Genomic DNA, 20,260 nt, shown 5'->3' with positions numbered 1-20,260 from the left:
GGTGACATCTCACCGATCCCCCGGCTCGCGGCGAGGGACCACCCTCAGACCGGCGAATACGTTCGCGTCTCCCCGCCCGCGATGCCTTCCGTCTGCGATTCGGTCGGCGGCACGGCCGCTGTCGGCGCGACGGGGAAGGCGAGATGGAAGGTGGTTCCGACGCCGGGTTGCGATTCGCACCAGACGCGCCCGCCGTGGCGTTCCATGGTCCGCCGGACGACGGCCAGACCGATGCCGCTGCCCTCGTACTCCCCGATTCCGTGCAGACGGCGGAACATCAGGAAGATCTGTTCGCTGTAGTCCTGGTCGAAGCCCTTGCCGTTGTCCGCTATCGAGATCACCCATTCCCCTGCCTCCGCACGGGAAGAGATGTGGATGCTCGGCGCCGCCGTCCCGCGGAACTTGATGGCGTTGGAGATGAGATTCTGCAACACCTGTCTGAGCTGCGTCGCATCGGCCGCCACCACGGGAAGCGCGCCGACCTCGATCTCGGTGCCGGTCTCGGAGATCGACGACTGCAGGTCGCACAGCACGTTCGAGACCACCTGCGACAGGTCGATCGGCCGCATGTTCAGGCCGCATGAGCCGGCGCGGGAGTACACCAGCAGACCCTTGATCAACTGACGCATCCGGTGGCCGCCCTCGATGATGAATCCGATGTACCTGTCTGCCCGTTCGTCCAGGTTGCCCTGGTATCGCGAGGCCAGCAGCTCGGTGTAGTTGACCACCATCCGTAGCGGCTCCTGGAGGTCATGTGAGGCTACGTGGGCGAAGTCCTGCAGCTCACGGTTCGACCGCTCCAAATCGGCGTTCTTATCCTCCAACAGGCGCTGCGTGCGAACGCGGTCGCTGAGGTTGATCACCGAGGCGACCACGGATACGCCGGAGCTGAGGTGGACCGGGCTCAGCCCGATCTCGACGGGAAATTCGGTGCCGTCGCGGCGTACGGCGGTGAGGTCCCGTCCGCGGCCCATGACCCGGGCCTGCGGATCGGCCAGGAACTGCCGCTGGTGGTCGGCGTGTGATCCCCGGCTCGCGGTGGGAACCAGGTGATCGACCGTGCGGCCGATGAATTCCTCACGCGGATATCCGAACATCTGCAGAGCCTCGCGATTGGCGGATTCGACGCGTCCCGCGCCGTCCACGATCAGGAGCGCGGTGCTGCTGGCCTCGAACACCGACCGGAACCGTTGTTCCTGCTCGTGCACGTGGGTCACGTCGCGAGCGATGGCGGCCGCGCCGACGACCTCCCCGGTGGGCGCCCGCAGCGGAGTCACGGTGAGCTGGACGTCGATGCGCCGGCCCGATTTGGTGATGCGAACCGTTTCCAGGGCCTCCGTCGGTTCCCCCCGCCGCACCCGGTCGAGGATGTCGCGAAACTCGTCCTGCCGGTCGGGCGGGACGACCATTTGCACGGATTGCCCGAGGGCCTCGTTCTCCGGGTATCCGTAGAGCCGTTCGGCTCCGCTGTTCCAGGCCAGAATCTCTCCGTTGAGCGATTTGCTGATGATGGCGTCCAGAGAGGACTCGACGACGGCACCGTATCGAAGGAGCCGCATCTCCTGGCTGCTGAGCCGATCCTTCAGCGCCGCGTGTGCGGCGGCGAGTCTCTCCTGCGCGTGGGCCTGATCAGTGATGTTCTGCAGGACGTAGAGCCAGTGGCCGGTAGCCTGCAGCGGCCGCCCGTTGACCATGACGATGCGTTCGCGCCCGTCGGCACGGGTCAATCGGATCTCCGTCGCGGCTTGATGGTCAGCGCGGCGGCGGAGGCGGTGGATTGCCGTGTACAGGTCGGTCAACGGTCCGGCGAAGGCCTCATCGACGCTACGGCCGACGAGGTCCGCGCTCGACACTCCCAGAATCTCGCCGACGGCCGGGTTCACGGAGACGACGTGGTTGTTGCGCACATGGATGGTGCCGTTCGGCAACGCCTCGACCAGGTCGAGGTTGTCCCGGTCGGTGTCGGTGATCGCGCGCGCGGTGACCCACACCTGGACCGCAAGGACAACGATGCCGACGGCGGCGACCAGCGAACCGAGCGTGGCCGACGCCGGTGTGGCATGAATGGTGCCCCAGGCGATCGCGGTGACCAGAGGCACCAGGATCACCGCGGGCAACAGCCTGGTCATCGTGACGCGCGCTCGCGCGGATGCCGTGAAGGTCGTCAGGTGCGGGTACGCCACGACCATCTGCGCGGCCGCGATCAGGATCATTCCGACGCTGGTGGGGTACGCCAGACCGCTGGCGCCGACCGCAGCCGAGGAGTACAGGCTCGTGGAGTTGACGACCTGCCCGAGGGCGCCCAGAACGCCGATCACACCCGCGGCGAGGCCGGCGACCGCGGCGAATCGACGGGACCGGCCGTTTCCGGCGGTGACGGCGATCGCGCCGGCGGCCAGGATCAACATCCCCAACGTCGTCTGCACCGACGGGCGCCCCGGGTGCTCCGCTCCGGCCAGGGTGGCGGTGTCCACCCAGAACCAGGACTCGATTCCGGAGCTCATTGCCAACAGGTGTTCCATGAGGACGGCCGTGCACAGCACCGCCGCGACGCCGGCCAACAGCGTGGCGACGGCGCGGCTGCGCGTGTCGCCCGGCCGATGACCGACCGCCGTGGACAGTCCCAGGATCAGGATCAGGATCGCCGACAGCGGTGTGGTGTACGCGTAGGCGCCGCCGTAGGAGTACAGCACGGGCGCGTCGAGCCCCCATCCGAGCAGGCAGAGGACGGCGAGGACCCCGGCCGCGACGCCGGCGCCGACGACGACAACCCGATAGCGTCGCTCGCGGTCGATGTCATGAGGCAGCGCCATCGGACTCCCCTGCACTGCAGAATGCCTTAAAATGGTACATTTGTTGTGAATAGTACATATGATACCGATAGATCGGCAAAGCCGTGGTCCTCGAACCACGCGTGTTGGCAGCGCGTCACTGTCGTCGAGCACGCCGCGAATGTCGATGGAGACCCGCTCCTCGATGCGCGACTGTCTTGGAGTCCGGTGTCGCCGAGGTCGTTCGTTCCGATTCCCACGCGGTGGCTTTCACCGCGGGCGCCGACATTGCCAGCTCCGCGGTGGTCAGACTGGTGATCTCGCCGATATTCGGCCCCGTGCCAGAGCCGTTGTCGACGGCATAGAGGACCCGGCGGATAGCCGCCGTCAGAGCCGGGCCGGGCCCGACGAACTCCAGCCGGAGATTGCCATCAGGCTCTGTGCGCCCCGCGACGAGCACCCGCGCCGTCGTGGAGAACGCCTGCCCGTCAATCACCAGTTCCAGGTCGGCCAGGCTTCCCGGCTGGATCGCGGGCTCGCTCACCGCGCACCTGGCACCGCCTTCACTGAGGTCGACAGTCCGGCCTTCGACGATCCGGTCCGGAAATCGCAGCCGCGCGACCGTCCGGAACGGAACCCGCCGGTGGTGCCTGCGCTCGGCTCTCGTCGGTAGCGTGAAACGCACGACGCATCCCCCACCGGCATTCTCGTCGACGTCGATGTCGCCGCCGTGTGCGCGGATGATCTTGCGGCACAGGGCCAGACTGACCCGGTTGCCGGCGTGCCGGCCGTCGGTGGTGGCTATCGGGCGGAACGCCTCGAAGACGAACGGCCGCTCCGCCGCCTCGATACCGATGCCCTGATCGCGGACGGCGATCCGCCAGTACTCGCCGCGCCAGCCCGGACCGGTCAAGTCGGCGGTCACCTCTACCCGCGGTATGCCGCCGGGTGGGACATACGTCAATGCGTTCTCCAGAAGGCGATCCATGACCAGCGCCAACAGGGCGGGATCGCCGATGACCTCGGGCATGGGGTCGACAGTGACCTGGCCCAGACTCCCCGGCCAATTCAGTTGCCGCTCGTCGAGGACGCGCTCCAGCAGACGGGCCAGGTCGACGGTCTCCGAGCGGATCGCCGCGTCGTCCATGCTGGCCATCATCAGCAGATCGCCCACCAGCCGGTGCATCGTCTCGGTCCGTCGGCGGGCGTGCTGCAGGACATCGTGGCCCCGGTCGAGCAACCCGGTGGCGAAGAAATCCCGAGCCGTGGCCAGTTCGACGCTCACCTCACTCAGCGGACGCTCCAGGCGGGTGGCGATCTGGCGGTTCGACGACTGCAGTTCGCGGCTCCGGGCGCGCAGGCGCTCCGCTTCGAGGCTGCCGCGCTCGACGTCGGCGGCCAATTCGGCCACCGCCCGGTTCACCTCGGTGAGCGTGCGGCGGCGGCTTCTGCCGAGGTGGAAGATGAAGAGACCGATGCCCAGGCTGAGCGCCGAGCCGAATGCAGCGGTCAGCGGCGCCAGCAGCCGGCCGGACATGTCGCCCCGTGAGGTGGCGCTCGTGAGAGTCACCGTCCAGTTCTGACCGAGGGACGCGAAACGACTCTCGACGGGCTCGTCGGTGGATTCTCCGGGCGCGGCGAGCGAAGCGGTGACGGCCATCGAGCCGGCCCCGAGGGTGACATCCACCGGGTCGACATTCACGTCGCCGACGGCGCCGCGGACGAGTTTCCGGGCGTCGACAAGGGTTTCCAGCCAGCCGCGGAACAGACCGGCGTCGGGGACGCCGACGGTGCCGTAAATCGGGGCGACGATCATGATGAGCGGATCGTCGGCCCCGGACGGGACCCGCGGGTCCCCGGCGGGTGGCGACGGTCCGCTCGCGCGCGCGATTCCGGAGAGGCGGGCATCCTGCCGGAGCGTCGCGGCGGCGGTGCCGGACGGGACATCGATGCCCAACGGCACGCGGACCTGGTCGGCGGAGGCGGACATCATCAGGTAGCGGTGGTCGGTGACGGAACGGTCCGGCCTGAGCTCGATCTTGCTGCTCGGCGAGTCCAGCCACGTCAGGTCCAGCCGCGCGCGCGTGGTGGCGGTCGACGGAACGATCAGACCGGTGGACATCGCGGCCGGCAGTGCCATGGCTGCCTCGGTGAGCGAGGCGAAGTCGGCGCCGCTGAGATCGGATTGGCCGCCGAGCGCGACCGCGGTGGATGACGAGACGTCCGCGTAGCGCTGCAGCGCGGCACCGAGCGCGTACGTCACCGTCTCCAGTCCGTGACGCGCCTCAATCTCCCGCTCGGCGCTGTGCGTAGCAGCCATCTCCCGGCTCAACAGCGCGGTGCCGGCCCCGCAGGCAAGGGTGACGGTGATCGCGGCGATGACATGCCAGGTGAGCCAACGAGGACGAGCGCGCGGGTGCCCCATGACTGGCTCTTCGGCGCGGCGGCCATGCTGCTTAGCCGGTCGCGCCGGGCCGGGCACCGACCGGATCCGCCGACGGGCCCAGTTCAGGCGACGGGCCCAGTTCAGGCGACGGGCCCAGTTCAGGCGACGGGCTCAGTTCAGGCGGACGGACGCCGAACGGTCGGGTGTGACGACCGCCAGCTTCGCGACCACCACCGCCGTCGCGACCGCGCCGACCGGTGGCAGGCAGCCGGGATCGTGGTGGGTCTCCGCCGGATCCGGTTCCTCCGAGGCCGCCCGCGACGCGGTTGACCTAGCGTCGCGATTCACCGGCCTGCCGGTCTGGCATGTCTCCCGCTTCCTCGGCGCCGCGGCCCAGCCGATCGCGGTCACCCGGGAGCAACCCTGGCTGCAGACCGGGGTGCCGATCCCGTGGAACGACACCATCTGCCGACGCATGGTGTCGCGGCTCGGACCGACGCTGGTTCCGGACATCGCCGCGGTCCCCAACTACGCACAGGCGCCCATCGCCCTACGACACGGGATCAGGGCGTATGCCGGTGTCCCCGTGCTGGCGGCCGGGGACCGCCTGCTCGGCGTGCTCGCAGGCTGCGATCACGAACCGCGCGGCCCGCTGCCCGAACTGACGGAACAAATGCTGTGGACGGTCGCCCGGCTGCTCGGCCCGCTCCTGGAGGCGGTCGGCGAACGTGACCTCGCCGCCTTGGCCGCCGACCGGCGGGAGGCGCAACGACGGGCCGGCGAGACATTGACCCGGCTGCCCGGGCGGCGTGGTTGGGGACTTCTGCTCGACGGCGAGGAACGGCGCGGCCGGATGAATGGGAACGCATCGTCGATCGCGGTGGTGGACCTGGGCTTCATCCACTCCGCGGTGGAGATCCAGCGCGCCGTCCGGCTCGTCGACGAGGCACTCACCGACGTGGTCACCGCACGGCTGTCGACCCGGCAGGTCGGGTTGCTGCTGGACGGCCTCGTCGCCACGCGAGTCGACGCGGTGGCTGCCACCGCACTCACCCGCCTGGCCGCAGCCGGATACCGGGCGACCGCGGCCTGGGCCTCCCGGACGGAGGCCACCAGCCTCCGCGGCACCTGGGCGCTGGCGGAGAAGCGGTTGTTCGACGCCCGACGGCGTACCAGGGCGACCACATGACCGCCGTTGTCGCCTGGACCCGCGGTGTCGGGCCGGCCCGCATCGTCGCGGCCGCCTTGATGGCCGGCATCGTCCTGGCCGGTCTGGTTTTCGACGACGCGGTTCGCCATAGCGAAGCATGTTTGTCGGCGGCGACGGTCCGCGCGTCCGGCCTCGCCGATGCGGTCTGTCTGACCGATGCCGTGACCTACCACGTGGACGGCCGGCTGGCCGGTCACGCCGTCACCTACGGTTGCTCCGCCGTGCTGCTGATGCCTCCGGTCGCCGCGGTCTGCTCGTTCCTCGCCCTGGTGCGCCGGATTCCGCTCATCCGGCCGGTCGCCGCGTTCCTGGTCGCCACGACCATGTTGGTGCTGGCCAACCAGGCCCGGATGCTGGCCATCGTGCTGGGGATGCGGAACTTCGGCGTGGAAACCGGATACGCGCTGACGCATGTGCTCATCGGCACCGCGGTCAGCGTGTTCGGCGTGCTGGCGAGCGGCTACCTGGCGATCCAGATCCTGATCACCGGCCGAGGCGCCGACGCGCCCCGGTCCGCCCTCAGCATGCGGCCGGCACGGTAACCGCCGTGGACACGGAGAACTGGGTCCTTGCCCTGATCAACAGCACCGCGTTCCTGCTGTGCGTGCTGTTCACGTCGTACATCATCGCGGTCCTGCGCCCGTTCCTGGCCCGCCGCGAAGTCGCCCTCGGCGACCGGGAGCAATTCCAGTGGCACATCATCGTGCCGTGCCTCAACGAGCAGGCCGTCGTTGCCGACTGCGTCGACCACTTGATCGAGGTCTTCCCGGAAGCGACCCTCTGGCTGGTGGACGACGCGTCCGATGACCGGACCCCCACGCTGCTCGCCTGGCTGACCCGTCGCTATCCGTCGGTGCACGTGGTCGAACGCCGTCCCCCGGATGCCCGGCAGGGAAAGGGGCCGGCCCTGAACGCGGCCTGGCGTCAGATCTCCGCGTACCTGCCACCGGACACCGACCGCGGCCGGGTGATCGTGGGGGTGGTCGACGCCGACGGCCGCCTTGAGGCGTTCTGCCCGGATGTGATCAGCGGCGACGACCTGTTCGGTGATCCGGCCGTCGGGGCGGTCCAGATTCAGGTCCGGGTCACCGCGGACCCCGACGCGCTGACCGTCACGGACATCGGCCGGCTCACCGGGGACCCGGCCCGTAGCCGGGACCAAGACCTGCTGATCCAGTTGCAGGATATGGAATTCGTCGGCCCGATCGCCGCGATGCAGTTCCTGCGCAGACGGACTGGCAGCGTCGCCATGGGCGGCAACGGCCAGTTCACCCGCATGTCGACCCTCGACACGATTGCCGCAACCTATGGCACGCCCTGGAGCGGCGCGCTGCTGGAGGATTTCGAGCTGGGTCTGCACGTCCTGCTGTCCGGCTACCGCTCCGAGTACTGCCACGACACCTTCGTCGCACAGGCCGGACTGACCCAGCCACGCGCGCTGCTGCGGCAACGCACCCGCTGGGCGCAGGGCAATCTGCAATGCCTCAAGTACCTGTGGCAGGTGGCCAACAGCCCGCACATCCGCGTCTCCGGTGTGCTGGAGATCGGCTACTACCTCGCGATCCCGTTCACCCAGATCACCGGCAGTGTGGTCTTCCCGCTCTCCGCTCTGGTCTACGTCGCCTACATGATGGCGGACCCAGCGGGATCCGATCGGTGGCTGCTCACCGGGGCGCTCGGCGTCCTCCCGCTCGCACTGGCCTTCGGCGTCCTCCCGCACGCTGCATGGGGGCTGTTCTACCGCTCGCGCTGCGCCGGCATGATCACCCGCCGCCGGGCCTGGCTGCTGGCCGTGGCGAACCTCGCCTACAGCTACTTCCTGCAAGCCGCGGCCTGGCGTGGCCTGTTCCGTTTGCTGCGCGGGCGCAGCGATTGGGCGAAGACCGCCCGCGCCGCCGACGACCGGCTACCGGCGCGGGCTCGACGCGAACAGGTGTCCGTGTGAGAGGAGCAAGCATGGCTGGCGACATCGCCTCGGCCGCCCGGCGGCGACGCCTCGCGGCCTACCTGGCCGTCCATCTCGTCGTCACGGGTATGGCCTCCACCGCCCTGCAACTGGGGTTGGCCGGCCCGGCGCGGGCGGACACCTCGGCCGCGACCGCGACGGCCGCCACGGTCACGCTCGCCGGCGGATCGGTGGTCGACAGCGGGAGCGCAACCGCGAGCAACGACGGCACGCAGGGCACCGTGGTGGACGGTCAGCAGCCGCTGCTGTCGGTGCTCGGTGCGGAGTCACCGATCACTGCGGGCGTCCTGGTCCAGAACGCCGTAGCCCTGGATGACGGAACCTCCGCCGCCTGCGCCGGCATCGTGGGATCCACCGGGTTGGTGTCCATCGGCGCCGGCGGCGTCTGTTCGGTGACCACCGGTGGCAGCCCGGCTCAGATCACCCTCGCGGCGACCACGGTGCTCAAAGCCGATGCGATCGTCGCCTCCTGTACCGCAAGTTCCGACGGGCCGACGACCAGCACGTCCGTGCAGGTTATCAACGGCAAGGTCTACACCCTCGGCATACCCGTCGCGACCATCGCCAGCAGTCCCGGGCCCAACAGCGGCCTCACCGTCCCCGGCATAGCCACGCTCGCCCTGCACAGCACCACGGTGCCGGCGGGCGCCGGCAGCATCCGGGCCCGCGCCATGGAGATCAGCTTGCTCAGCAGCACCGTGGCGGTCGTCGTCGGCGCGGCCGGTTGTGGGCCGAACGCGGTCGTCGTGCCTACTCCGGCAGCCCCCGCCGCCGGCATGGTCATCCTCGCGATGCTCGCGGCCGGCGCGGGCGGCGCGGCCCTGATCGTCGGCAGGCTACGTCGCCGCGGACGGCCCCGGTGACCGCCACACCCGCACCGCCGTCACTGAACGGCAAGATCGCCGTCGTCTTCGGCACTCGCCCGGAGATCATCAAATTGGCTCCCGTCATGGCCTCGCTCGGCGAGGACGGAGTGCCCGTGTTCACCGGACAGCACTACGACCCCGAACTGACCCGTGCGGTGCTGCTGTCCTGCGGGCTGCCCGATCTTCCACCTTCGGTGACCGGTCTGCGCGGACAGCCGCGCGGCGTGCAGATCGCGGAGATGCTCCGCCAGTTGCACGAGCGGTTCGCCGTGGACCGACCGGCTTGTGTCATCGTGCAGGGCGACACCAACTCGACCAACGCCGGTGCCCAGGCCGCCCACTACCTCGGCATCCCGGTCGTGCACGTCGAGGCGGGGTTGCGCAGCGGTGACCGCACCATGCCCGAGGAGATCAACCGCATGCTCGTCTCCTCGGTTGCCGACGTGCACTGCGCCGCCACCTCGGCAAACGTCGACAATCTGCTCCGGAGCGGCATCACCGAGGACCGGATCCATCTGACCGGCAACCCGATCGTGGAAGCGGTTCGCAACCTCCTGCCGACGGGTCGCGGGCGCGCCGCTTGCGGCCCGCGGAATCGGCCGTACGTGCTGGCGACCATCCACCGCCCGGAGAACACCGACAACCGCTCCCGGCTCGCTCAGATCATCGACCAACTGGACCGGCTCGGCCGTACCGTCCTGTTCCCCGCACATCCGCGCACCGCGCAAGCGCTGCGCGCCGCCGGCATCGAATCATCGGGCACCGCGATCCACCTGATCAGTCCGCTCGACTACCGCTCGTTTCTCGGCATGGCCCATCACGCCGACGTGATCATCTCCGATTCGGGTGGGATCCAGGAGGAGGTGACGGTGTTGCGCCGCCCGCTCGTGGTGGTGCGCACGAGCACGGAGCGCCCCGAAGCGGTGGCCGCGGGATTCGCGGTGCTCTGCGAACCGGGCGACATCGTCCGGGCGGCTGCCGCGATGGCTACCCCGGCGATACGCGCCAAGATCAATAATACCGCCAGCCCGTACGGTGACGGGTTGGCCGGCACCCGCATCGCGGCATTGGCCCGTTCAGCCGTCCACGTCTGAAGTCTCGCAAGCCCGCACCGGTTGGTCCGGGCTCCGGGACTGCACCACATCCGCACCTCTTACTCGTCTTCTCAGTGCGGCGCCGCCGCCGATGTTCGCGGTACTGCGCCCGCACTCAGCCCCCGGGAGGATGACCATGGCCGTTCGAGCCCCAGACCGGATCGAAAACACTTCTACCGAGCCTGGCCCGCCCATGGACACACGGCTGCGCAACACATCTCGACCCGCCGTGCTCATCGCCGACGACGACGATGATCTCCGCGACCTGATGAAGTTCGGACTCGAAGCATCCGGCTACCGCGTGCTGAGTGCGGCGGATGGCGTGACCGCCTTGCAAATCGTGCACCGGGAGCCTCCCGGACTCATCGTTCTCGACGTCGTCATGCCTGCCGCCGACGGGCTCAGCGTCTGCTTCCAGCTCCGCGACGACCCCCGCACGGCGCAGATCCCGGTGCTCATGCTCAGCGGCCGGAGCCGGACCTGCGATGTCGAGCTGGGATACACGATCGGCGCGGACGACTACATGGCCAAGCCGTTCGGCCTTGCCGCATTGACCCGTCGAGTCGACTGGCTGATGCAGTCGTCCGGCTATTAGGTGGTGAAGCTCGCCGGTGCCGTGGACCGCACGCTCGGCCAACCGTGAACCGAGCGCGCGGTCGACAGCCTCCGCTGCTTCTCTGTCCTATCTGCTCACCATGCCGGCGACCCGACATGTTCCCGGGCGTGCGCAGCCGCCGGCGCTCATGCCGGGAGCGTTGACTGGTCCGCCACGCTTGTCGGGAACATGGTGGCCAAGCGCTGCCGCTCATCGGCGTAGCCGTACGAGGGCGAGCCGGTGAGGATGCCGTGCACACCGGTGAAGGGCTGTCCGATCTGAATGCCCCCGCGGTCCATGGCGTACTCGCGGATGTTCTTCTCGTGCCAGGTGCCGCGCATCTTGAGCACCGTCAGACCGCGCCGCATTTCGCCGCTGAGCTCGACGTAACGCAGCAGGATGATCGTGTCGGTGATGGTGGAGATGTGTGTCTCGGTGACCGACTCCCCACCGGGGAGCATGGACGTCGTGTTGGTGAAGAGCCCGGTGATCTCCTGGTGCTTGATGTAACTGGTCATCCCGATCACGAACTCACGGAACGACTTCGGGGTGGAGACACGTTCGAAGGCCGACATGCTGTCCACCGCGATGCGGGCGGGCTTGAACTCCTCCATGTCCCGCTTCATCTGGATCGTGTGATCCTCCAGGCCCATGATCTCGGGGTACCGGCAGATGATCCGCAGCAGACCGCGCCGCTCGGCGTCGGCGAAGTCCACACCCCATGAGGCGGCGTTGCGACGCAACTGCTCCGCACTCTCCTCCGCACCGAACAGAATCGCCCTTTCACCGGCATTTATCGCGGCTTTGACGTATTCGGTGACCATGAGGGTTTTGCCGGTTCCGGTGGCACCGCTGATCAGGATGATGGAGTCGCGGTACATGCCGCCGCCGCACATCTTGTCCAGTTCCGGAACACCGGAGGAAACTCGTACTTCGGACGACTTCTGCACGAGTTCGATGGCCGACAGAGGAATGATGGTGATGCCGTTGCGCAGATCGATGGTGAAGGGGTATTCACCCTTCTGGTGGCTGGCACCCCGGAATTTGAGAATCTCGATCGTACGGCGCCTCTTCTCCACCTCAAGCCGGTTCCGCAGCACGATGACGTTGTCCGCGACGAACTCCTCGACGCCGAAGCGCCCCACGCCGCCTTCTTCATCGGTGCGTTCCATCGTCACGACGGTCGTGACGCCCAGCAAGCGCAAGCCGGATTGCACCCTACGCAGCTCACGCCGCACCATGTTCGCATCGGAGAATTGTGGGAACAATGCGCCGATCGCATCAAGAATGACGCGCTTCGCGCCGACCCGTCGTACGGCATTCTCGATCCTGGCCAGCAAGGCGGAAAGGTCGAAGTGTCCGACCTCGATGACGTTATCGCTGACATGCTGCGTGGCGTCGACCACGGCGATCTTGTTGTCCTCGATCATCTGGTTGAGATTCCAGCCGAACGAAGACACGTTGGCCACCAGGTCGGCCGGATCCTCTTCGAAAGTGCAGAACACTCCCGACTCACCGTAACGCCGGATGCCGTCGACCAGGAACTGCAGGGCGAGGACGGTCTTCCCGCTTCCCGCGGTGCCCGCGATGACGGTGCTGCGTCCGGCAGGAAGCCCACCCTCAGCGATTTGGTCGAGGCCGTCGATGCCGGTTTCCAGTAGTTGCATCTTGGTGACTGGTATTAGCGCTGTCATGACGAGTTCCCTTGGGTTTTGAGCGTTACGAGCGGTTCCCCGGCGATGTCGAGTCCGATGAGGACGCGTTCGCGGTCGCTGAGATCACCCACGATGCGGCGCACCGGTTCGGGTAGCCGCTTGATCAACGTCGGGGTGGCAAGGATGCGTTCATCGTCGGCAAGGGCCGGATTCTCCAGGACGTCGATCACGTCGACCTCGATGTCGCCGTACAGTTCCTTGGCGCAGATATCCCGCAGGTTGTCGATCGCCCGGATCGATGACGGCGTACGCCCGGTGACGTAGAGGCGAAGCTGATAGGTCACGCCGTACTCCACGCCATATGACGTCGCTGACCCACTCGGTAGAACTCGACCAGCATTCCCATCATCTCCAATGCCATCAGGCGGCCCTCGACCGCAATGGCCCGCGCGCGTTCACCCTCGTGCGCCGCGGTCACCCGGTCCAATGCCGCAACATGCACGTCGAGCAGGTCACGCGGCCCGCCACTGCGATCACCGATCAGGGTGACGATCTCCTCCATCTGAACGCGCGGTTTCGCTTGTTTGACAAAAAGACAATCCACGTACGTGACCACTAACTCTTGGTAGATTCCGACGATCTCATCGAAGCCGTCCGGATACCGCATCCGCAGCGCGCCAGTACCCGCCATGGACGCAGTAACCATGGTGGTACTGTTCTGGGAACTCATTTCCCGGTACTGCGCGAAAACCTGCGCCAGGCTACGCCGGTCCTCACCGGTCTTGCGGTAGATCGCATAACCGACGGCACGCCGCAACGCCACCGGACGAATCTCGAACTTCAGCAGATAATCCTGCGCACCCGCGTCCAGACACGACGCCGCCAGACCGTCTTCCTCCGCCCCGGTCAACACGACGATAGGCACATCACCGGCCGTATCCCGAATCGATTCCAAAGTCCGCAGACCCCGCGCATCCGGCAACGTCAGATCCAACAGGATGACATCGACCCGTTCCCGCTGCAGAACCGCCGCAGCATCGTCCCGACGCGACACGTGAATCACCCGGATACCAGAATCATCATCATCGGACTGAGCCAGATACTCCTTGACCAGCTCCGCGTCGGCGCGATTGTCCTCCACCAGCAGCAGGACACGAGTACCTCCGTCCTCTGCCATGGGCTATCCCTCTCTCCTCGGCCGACCACCGCCGACCCCCGGCAACGCCACCAGGTGAAGCCAGAACGCCTCGATATGCCGCACCACCGACATATACATCTTCAAATCAATCGGCTTAGTCAGATAACAATTCGCTCCCCGGTCATAACAAGCATCGATATCCTCGGCAGCATCCGACGACGTCAACACCACGACGCGAAGAGAATCGGCACGCGACACATCGGATACCGACGACAAACCGGCGCCGCGAGAGCCGCCCTCGGAGGACGGAGACACGTTCGCCCGTTGAGCAGACAGTCAGGTTGTCGCGACGGTCATCGCCGGCGCTGGTCCGCCAACGGCTCGAACCCGCCGGGACTCAAGACGCCGGGGACGCAACGCATCGCGCCGAACCGGGGCCCCAAAACTCGCACAACCGGCTCACCGCCGGCGGCCACCGCAAATCGGGAATCGTGCTCTGCACCCACGACAGCCACGTGTCGTGACCCGACTACCGACAGCACCTATCTCACCACCGTCCCGATCGCCACACCCGCGCCAGCCGGGGAGAGGCGACACGCCCGGTCGCCCCAGACCCCGATCCTGAGTGCATGATCCTGTTCCTGCCTATATGTCCGTTTTAGTCTATTTAAGGAGTACGCCCTTTAGAGGGCTTTTGCAACATACGTGGCTGAAAAGTACACTTACGAGTGCGAGCGTCGATCTAGAACAGCACCCGGCAGGGTGACAGACCCCCGACAGCCGCCACTTCGGGCCTCCGACCTGCTATAACGCCACCCTCGGCACGACGGCCGCGGTGACACAGGGCATGCGGGAGACGGTGGCACCTCATCGATGGTGTTCTGCCCCGGCCGCATACACGAAGCCCTCACCGAAGCCGGCCTGGACGCGTGAACGGCACAACGGTGCCGTGATCATCGCTCCGGCTGGGGCCATGATTGCCGAACGCGACCCAAGAGCGCCCTCTGTTGGAAGGGCTTCGGAAGGATTGCGGCTTCGGCATTGGCCCCGACGCGGTCGTCCGCCTCGACGGGATTGGCCGTCATGAACACGACTGCGATGCGGGGATGGATCTCCCGTATGAGATCAGCACACTCGAAGCCATTCATCTTCGGCATGTTGATGTCGGTCAGGAGCATCTCGAATCGGCGCGTCTCGGCCAACGCGACCGCCTCGGCGCCCGAGCACGCCACACCGACGTCGTAGCCGGCGGCCCCGAGCATGTCGGCGACGACGTCGCGCAGGTCCGCCTCATCATCCACCACGAGGACACTGCCGCTCCTGGGAAGCGGAGCGGTCTCGCCATCCACCTGGGAATGGACGGGTGGCGACGGCCGAACCACAGGCAGGTGGACCGTGAAGGTCGTACCGACACCGGCTCGGCTGTCGACCGCGATGGAGCCGCCCGCCTGCGCCACAATTCCGAAGGTTGTGGCAAGCCCGAGACCGGTTCCCTTGCCGGGCTCTTTGGTAGTGAAGAACGGCTCAAAAATCTTGCTGCGGATTTCCTCGGGCATCCCCGTCCCGTTGTCCTCGACCGAGACGCGGGTATATTCACCCGGCTGCAGATCGGGCGACCTAAAGGGGTCGTCCGGGCCGAGGACGACGGCGGCCGTGGTGATCCGGATTCGACCACCTTCGGGCATGGCATCGCGGGCGTTGATGACCAGATTCATCAGGATCTGTTCGAGCTGGGTGGCATCGGCGCAGATGGTGCCGATGTTCGGATCGAGCTGCGCCACCACGTCGATATTCTTTCCGAGGAGGCGGCACAGCATGTCCACGCATCCCTGGACCAAATTGTTCAGGTCCAGGGGCTCGGGGTTTGTCGACGAATCGCGGCCGAACGCCAGCAACTGGTTGGCTATCGCCGAGGCACGAGTGCTCGCCCGCTGCACCTGGCCGATCAGCTTGATCGCCTGCTGGTTGCCAGCGACCATGTCCTCCAGGACGTCCGCGGCGCTGAGCACGATCGCCAGCATGTTGTTGAAGTCGTGCGCGACACCGCCGGCGAGCCTGCCGAGCGCATCAAGCTTCTGGGCCTCGTGCAATTGTCGCAGAACCATGCGCTGCTCGGTGACGTCGCGGATGGCCGCCAACCACATCTGGCAGCCCATCCACTCCACCCGGACCGTCCGCATCTCTCCGACGCGGTGCATGGATCCCGCCATGATGTCGATTTCGGTCGTTCCTCCACTGGCGAAGGAGAAGCCGAACTCCGCACCGACGAAGCGTTCCGCGGGTCGTCCGAAGATCCGTGTCGCCGCATCGTTGACGAAACGGACCACGCCATCGTCGTCATACACGATGATGGCGTCCGGGTCCGCGCGCACGAGCGCGGAAACGCTCTGCGCCTGTAAGGTCGCTTCCTGGCGGGACACGGCATACATCACGCTGCGTGCCAGCACACATGGCCGGGAGTCGTCCTTGTCGATGACGTCCGAGGCTCCCTCGCTGACGAGCAGGCTCCGGAAATCGTCCGGAAGGCTGCCGGCCACCACGGTGATGGGGAGTCCGCGATGGCGTTCCCGGAGCCTGCGCAAGGTGTCGATTCCCCACGAGTCGGGCAGATTCAAATCCAGGACGACCGCATCGACGGCTTCGCGAGCGATGCTGTCCCACGCCTCGGACAATCGATCGGCTTCCCTCACCTCGAAGCGCACACCGGGCAGCCCGGTCAGTTGTTCACGAGCGAGCTCGGCGTCGCCCGGGTTGTCCTCGACCAAGAGCACACGCAGCAGGGCCGCTTCCGGCGGCCCCTTCGCCGTGGCCGTCACACCGGTGCCGCGGAGTCGTCTTCGAGGCCGGCGATGCCGGTTTCCAGTGAACCTTTTTCCACCTGGCGAGGCCGGCCGATGCCGCCGCTGGTCGACGGCGCACAACCGACGGGCTCGATGCCAGGTTGGAAAAGGTTCAGTAGTTGCATCTTGGTGACTGGTATTAGCGCTGTCATGACGAGTTCCCTTGGGTTTTGAGCGTTACGAGCGGTTCCCCGGCGATGTCGAGTCCGATGAGGACGCGTTCGCGGTCGCTGAGATCACCCACGATGCGGCGCACCGGTTCGGGTAGCCGCTTGATCAACGTCGGGGTGGCAAGGATGCGTTCATCGTCGGCAAGGGCCGGATTCTCCAGGACGTCGATCACGTCGACCTCGATGTCGCCGTACAGTTCCTTGGCGCAGATATCCCGCAGGTTGTCGATCGCCCGGATCGATGACGGCGTACGCCCGGTGACGTAGAGGCGAAGCTGATAGGTCACGCCGTACTCCACGCCATATGACGTCGCTGACCCACTCGGTAGAACTCGACCAGCATTCCCATCATCTCCAATGCCATCAGGCGGCCCTCGACCGCAATGGCCCGCGCGCGTTCACCCTCGTGCGCCGCGGTCACCCGGTCCAATGCCGCAACATGCACGTCGAGCAGGTCACGCGGCCCGCCACTGCGATCACCGATCAGGGTGACGATCTCCTCCATCTGAACGCGCGGTTTCGCTTGTTTGACAAAAAGACAATCCACGTACGTGACCACTAACTCTTGGTAGATTCCGACGATCTCATCGAAGCCGTCCGGATACCGCATCCGCAGCGCGCCAGTACCCGCCATGGACGCAGTAACCATGGTGGTACTGTTCTGGGAACTCATTTCCCGGTACTGCGCGAAAACCTGCGCCAGGCTACGCCGGTCCTCACCGGTCTTGCGGTAGATCGCATAACCGACGGCACGCCGCAACGCCACCGGACGAATCTCGAACTTCAGCAGATAATCCTGCGCACCCGCGTCCAGACACGACGCCGCCAGACCGTCTTCCTCCGCCCCGGTCAACACGACGATAGGCACATCACCGGCCGTATCCCGAATCGATTCCAAAGTCCGCAGACCCCGCGCATCCGGCAACGTCAGATCCAACAGGATGACATCGACCCGTTCCCGCTGCAGAACCGCCGCAGCATCGTCCCGACGCGACACGTGAATCACCCGGATACCAGAATCATCATCATCGGACTGAGCCAGATACTCCTTGACCAGCTCCGCGTCGGCGCGATTGTCCTCCACCAGCAGCAGGACACGAGTACCTCCGTCCTCTGCCATGGGCTATCCCTCTCTCCTCGGCCGACCACCGCCGACCCCCGGCAACGCCACCAGGTGAAGCCAGAACGCCTCGATATGCCGCACCACCGACATATACATCTTCAAATCAATCGGCTTAGTCAGATAACAATTCGCTCCCCGGTCATAACAAGCATCGATATCCTCGGCAGCATCCGACGACGTCAACACCACGACCGGAACGCGAAAAAATTCTGAGTCCCGCCGGATTTCCTCCAGAACTTGCCATCCGTTTCGGCGAGGGAGATTGAGATCGAGAATTATCAGACTAGGTATCTCCGGAGGTTCAGCTCCTCGACGCAGACCAAGCCAGGAGAGAGCTTCAACGCCATCGCGCGCGACGGCGAGCTCGACAGGAAGTGGACTTTCTTCCAAGCCTTCGGCGACAAGATCCACATCACCGGGATTGTCCTCGACCAGCAGAACGCGCATCATCGCTCCCAAAACCCATGGGGGAAATTGCGGATCGCGGGCGAGGACAACTCGACCGCCACGCTCATCGCGGCCGCGCCACCAATACCCGCGCGTACACCGCGAGCATCTGCCGCGGTCCCGGCAACCCACACCGAGACCGACGGCAGCACCTCCTGCACCCGCACACCCCACGTCGTCAGGACCACCGCGGAAGCACCGGGGCGGCGGGTCGACCCGGACCGAACCAGCCGAGCACGAGGCCAGGGCGCCCGCACCCGCCGGGCGAGCCGATTCGGCCGACCGCCACTCGGCTCCAGACGCACGGTCACGGCGACCTCCCGGCGAAAGGTGCACAAGTTATAAAAAGGTCTTACTATGTGTAAGCTCCTGTAAGTAGTAATACAGACAATACCCCATGTCGCGGAGTTGGGATGGCGACCTACCGACCTTCAGCGCGCCGGAGCTGACGCCGCCAAGCCAGCCGGAAACCTCACGCGGGTCACGCTCGGCCCACCCGGTAGTCGGGCTACAAATCGCCGACAGGATCCGTCATCCCGGTACCGCCTCTGTCGGAGGGTCCGCAAGATGCCCACGGCACGCTGCCGACCCTGCGTATCGACCTCCGGCTCGGGACGCCAGCCAATGACGGCGTTCTCGTCGTTCTCGTCGAGGACCGTGACGATCTGTTCCGGCACGGGGTGCGTGGTCGTGCGGAGTGACACCAACTCCACCAACGCCGGCGCTCGGGCCGCCTATTCACCTCGGCATCCCGGTCATGCGGTCGCCTCCATGACCACCCCGGCGGTTCGCGACAAGCTCAGCAACACCGCCAGCCCGTACGGTGAAGGGCTGGCGGGCACCCGGATCGCGGACCTGGCCCGCTCATCCGTCCGCCGCCAACCGCTCCACCTCGACGAACGCGCCCGAAGCCCGGAGCCGGTCGCCGCCGCCGATCCGTTCGGCCATGTCGTCGCCGAGCACCGTCAGCCAGCCGTAGTTGCGCAACGTCTCGGCCGGGCTGCGCACATAGCTAGCGCCGGTCAGGCTGATGCCTCCTCCAGCGGCATCAGACGCTGCTGTCCCTGCGGGATACCGGGCCGACCTCGGCGAGACCACCCTCGCCACCCAGCAGTTCCGGCAGGTCCTCACCCATGTCCGCGCCCGCGAAGGAGATGTCTCCGAGGAAGCAGTGGACCTGCGACGCAACATCGCGATGCTGCTACTCGCCGAAGGTAATCGTGAGCAAGCGGAGGCCGAGCTGATCTCGCTATACGAAAACTTGGAGCTGCTGTACGGGCCTGACCACGAGGCGGCCAGAGAGATCGCCGAACGGCTCTGGTTACCACTCAGCCTGTCGCGTCGAAGAGGCTCGGCTGCGTCGCAGTGGGGGGTGTCGCCGGCCTGTCGGTGGGGATGCCGGCTGCTTTGAGGAGGGTTTCGGTCTCGGGCTGCTCGCCGAGTACTCGTGTAGCGAGCGTCGTGAGGAGCAGGGCGGAACCGGCGGTGTCCCAGAGGGCCTGGTGTGGGTTGCCGCCTGGTGCAAGACGGTGTACCTCGCTGGTGAGTTCGTACCGTTCGAGCAGGGCAGTAAGTCCGTGCTGGGCTTTCGGGTCGATCGTGCGGGCCAGGCGGAGGGTGTCGATGAGGCCGGTTGGGGTGATGGTCGGGCAACGGCGGTGCAGGAGGCGCCAGTCGACGCCGACGTTGTGGCCGACGAGGTATTTCCCGTTGATCCGGTGGGCGAGTTCGGGTTCAACGGTCGCGGTCGTGGGCGCTGTCCGGAGACTGTCGTCGGTGAGTCCGGGAGAGATCCACGGTCTGCGCGGGATTGGGCGTTGGGGGTTGATCAGGGTGCAGTAGGCCCTTGTCATGTCGGGTTGCCAGTCGACGATGGGGACGAGGGCGATTTCGAGAATGGCTTCGTGGTCGCGGTCCTGGGCGCCGCTGCCTTCGAGGTCGATCGCGACGAGTTCCACCTGTCTGCACCTCCGTGCCGAGTCTTCCACGACGGTTGCCG

General features: G+C 66.6%; 18 protein-coding genes. 6 read left to right on the top strand and 12 right to left on the bottom strand.

The features are described 5' to 3' along the window. Positions 1-44: 44 nt before the first annotated feature. Together IEY73_RS23210 and IEY73_RS23205 are read right to left on the bottom strand one after the other, a co-directional pair. Complete coding sequence (locus IEY73_RS23210; protein ID WP_189081413.1) at positions 45-2,945, bottom strand: PAS domain S-box protein; 2,901 nt, start codon at positions 2,943-2,945, stop codon at positions 45-47. Beyond that, positions 2,929-5,253: an ATP-binding protein gene (locus tag IEY73_RS23205; RefSeq protein WP_194505940.1), complete on the bottom strand. Its 2,325-nt coding sequence runs from the start codon at positions 5,251-5,253 to the stop codon at positions 2,929-2,931. The genes IEY73_RS23210 and IEY73_RS23205 overlap by 17 nt, the downstream gene beginning before the upstream one ends. Before the next feature lie 109 nt (positions 5,254-5,362). On the opposite strand from IEY73_RS23205, the gene IEY73_RS23195 reads away from it, so the two are divergent. The 6 genes from IEY73_RS23195 to IEY73_RS23170 all read left to right on the top strand — a co-directional run bounded on the left by IEY73_RS23195 (position 5,363) and on the right by IEY73_RS23170 (position 10,888). After that, positions 5,363-6,346 (top strand): GAF domain-containing protein, encoded by a 984-nt coding sequence (locus IEY73_RS23195; protein WP_189081410.1) that lies wholly within the window; start codon positions 5,363-5,365, stop codon positions 6,344-6,346. Further along, the gene (locus IEY73_RS23190) at positions 6,343-6,909 is read left to right on the top strand and encodes a hypothetical protein (protein WP_189081409.1); all 567 of its coding nucleotides are present in this window, start codon (positions 6,343-6,345) and stop codon (positions 6,907-6,909) included. The genes IEY73_RS23195 and IEY73_RS23190 overlap by 4 nt, the downstream gene beginning before the upstream one ends. A gap of 5 nt (positions 6,910-6,914) precedes the next feature. Further along, positions 6,915-8,312: a glycosyltransferase family 2 protein gene (locus tag IEY73_RS23185; protein WP_189081408.1), complete on the top strand. Its 1,398-nt coding sequence runs from the start codon at positions 6,915-6,917 to the stop codon at positions 8,310-8,312. An 11-nt stretch (positions 8,313-8,323) separates the two neighbouring features. Beyond that, positions 8,324-9,196 carry a hypothetical protein gene (locus IEY73_RS23180; RefSeq protein ID WP_189081407.1) on the top strand — a complete coding sequence of 291 codons (873 nt, stop codon included), beginning with the start codon at positions 8,324-8,326 and terminating at the stop codon, positions 9,194-9,196. After that, positions 9,193-10,293 carry a non-hydrolyzing UDP-N-acetylglucosamine 2-epimerase gene (gene wecB / locus IEY73_RS23175; RefSeq protein WP_229716068.1) on the top strand — a complete coding sequence of 367 codons (1,101 nt, stop codon included), beginning with the start codon at positions 9,193-9,195 and terminating at the stop codon, positions 10,291-10,293. Before IEY73_RS23180 ends, wecB begins: the two co-directional genes overlap by 4 nt. Positions 10,294-10,486: 193 nt before the next feature. Further along, positions 10,487-10,888, top strand: a complete 402-nt coding sequence (locus tag IEY73_RS23170) for a response regulator (protein ID WP_189081406.1) — start codon at positions 10,487-10,489, stop codon at positions 10,886-10,888. Positions 10,889-11,034: 146 nt separating this feature from the next. On the opposite strand, the gene kaiC is transcribed toward IEY73_RS23170, so the two are convergent. The 10 genes from kaiC to IEY73_RS23120 all read right to left on the bottom strand — a co-directional run bounded on the left by kaiC (position 11,035) and on the right by IEY73_RS23120 (position 20,219). After that, positions 11,035-12,555 (bottom strand): circadian clock protein KaiC, encoded by a 1,521-nt coding sequence (gene kaiC / locus IEY73_RS23165; protein ID WP_229716067.1) that lies wholly within the window; start codon positions 12,553-12,555, stop codon positions 11,035-11,037. A gap of 23 nt (positions 12,556-12,578) precedes the next feature. After that, on the bottom strand, positions 12,579-12,887 hold the full coding sequence (kaiB, locus tag IEY73_RS23160) for a circadian clock protein KaiB (RefSeq protein WP_189081402.1): 309 nt from the start codon (positions 12,885-12,887) through the stop codon (positions 12,579-12,581). Then, positions 12,884-13,720, bottom strand: coding sequence for a response regulator (locus tag IEY73_RS23155; RefSeq protein ID WP_189081401.1), 837 nt, complete (start codon positions 13,718-13,720; stop codon positions 12,884-12,886). Before IEY73_RS23155 ends, kaiB (IEY73_RS23160) begins: the two co-directional genes overlap by 4 nt. A 914-nt stretch (positions 13,721-14,634) precedes the next feature. After that, positions 14,635-16,497, bottom strand: coding sequence for an ATP-binding response regulator (locus tag IEY73_RS23150; RefSeq protein WP_189081404.1), 1,863 nt, complete (start codon positions 16,495-16,497; stop codon positions 14,635-14,637). Beyond that, positions 16,494-16,646, bottom strand: coding sequence for a hypothetical protein (locus IEY73_RS23145; protein ID WP_189081403.1), 153 nt, complete (start codon positions 16,644-16,646; stop codon positions 16,494-16,496). Before IEY73_RS23145 ends, IEY73_RS23150 begins: the two co-directional genes overlap by 4 nt. Before the next feature lie 23 nt (positions 16,647-16,669). Further along, the gene (kaiB, locus tag IEY73_RS23140; protein ID WP_189081402.1) at positions 16,670-16,978 is read right to left on the bottom strand and encodes a circadian clock protein KaiB; all 309 of its coding nucleotides are present in this window, start codon (positions 16,976-16,978) and stop codon (positions 16,670-16,672) included. Then, entirely contained in the window at positions 16,975-17,811 is an 837-nt protein-coding gene (locus IEY73_RS23135; RefSeq protein WP_189081401.1) for a response regulator, read from the bottom strand. Before IEY73_RS23135 ends, kaiB (IEY73_RS23140) begins: the two co-directional genes overlap by 4 nt. 3 nt (positions 17,812-17,814) lie before the next feature. Further along, the gene (locus IEY73_RS23130; RefSeq protein ID WP_189081400.1) at positions 17,815-18,261 is read right to left on the bottom strand and encodes a response regulator; all 447 of its coding nucleotides are present in this window, start codon (positions 18,259-18,261) and stop codon (positions 17,815-17,817) included. 864 nt (positions 18,262-19,125) lie between these two features. Continuing rightward, on the bottom strand, positions 19,126-19,269 hold the full coding sequence (locus IEY73_RS23125) for a hypothetical protein (RefSeq protein WP_189081399.1): 144 nt from the start codon (positions 19,267-19,269) through the stop codon (positions 19,126-19,128). Between the two features lie 320 nt (positions 19,270-19,589). After that, positions 19,590-20,219, bottom strand: coding sequence for a 3'-5' exonuclease (locus IEY73_RS23120; RefSeq protein ID WP_229716066.1), 630 nt, complete (start codon positions 20,217-20,219; stop codon positions 19,590-19,592). Positions 20,220-20,260 lie beyond the last annotated feature (41 nt).

Origin of the sequence: Mangrovihabitans endophyticus, assembly GCF_014646155.1 — a bacterium.
Taxonomy (GTDB): Bacteria; Actinomycetota; Actinomycetes; order Mycobacteriales; family Micromonosporaceae; genus Actinoplanes; species Actinoplanes endophyticus.
Note: the sequence above shows the minus strand (reverse complement) of the source record. Positions and strands in the feature narration are given on the sequence as shown.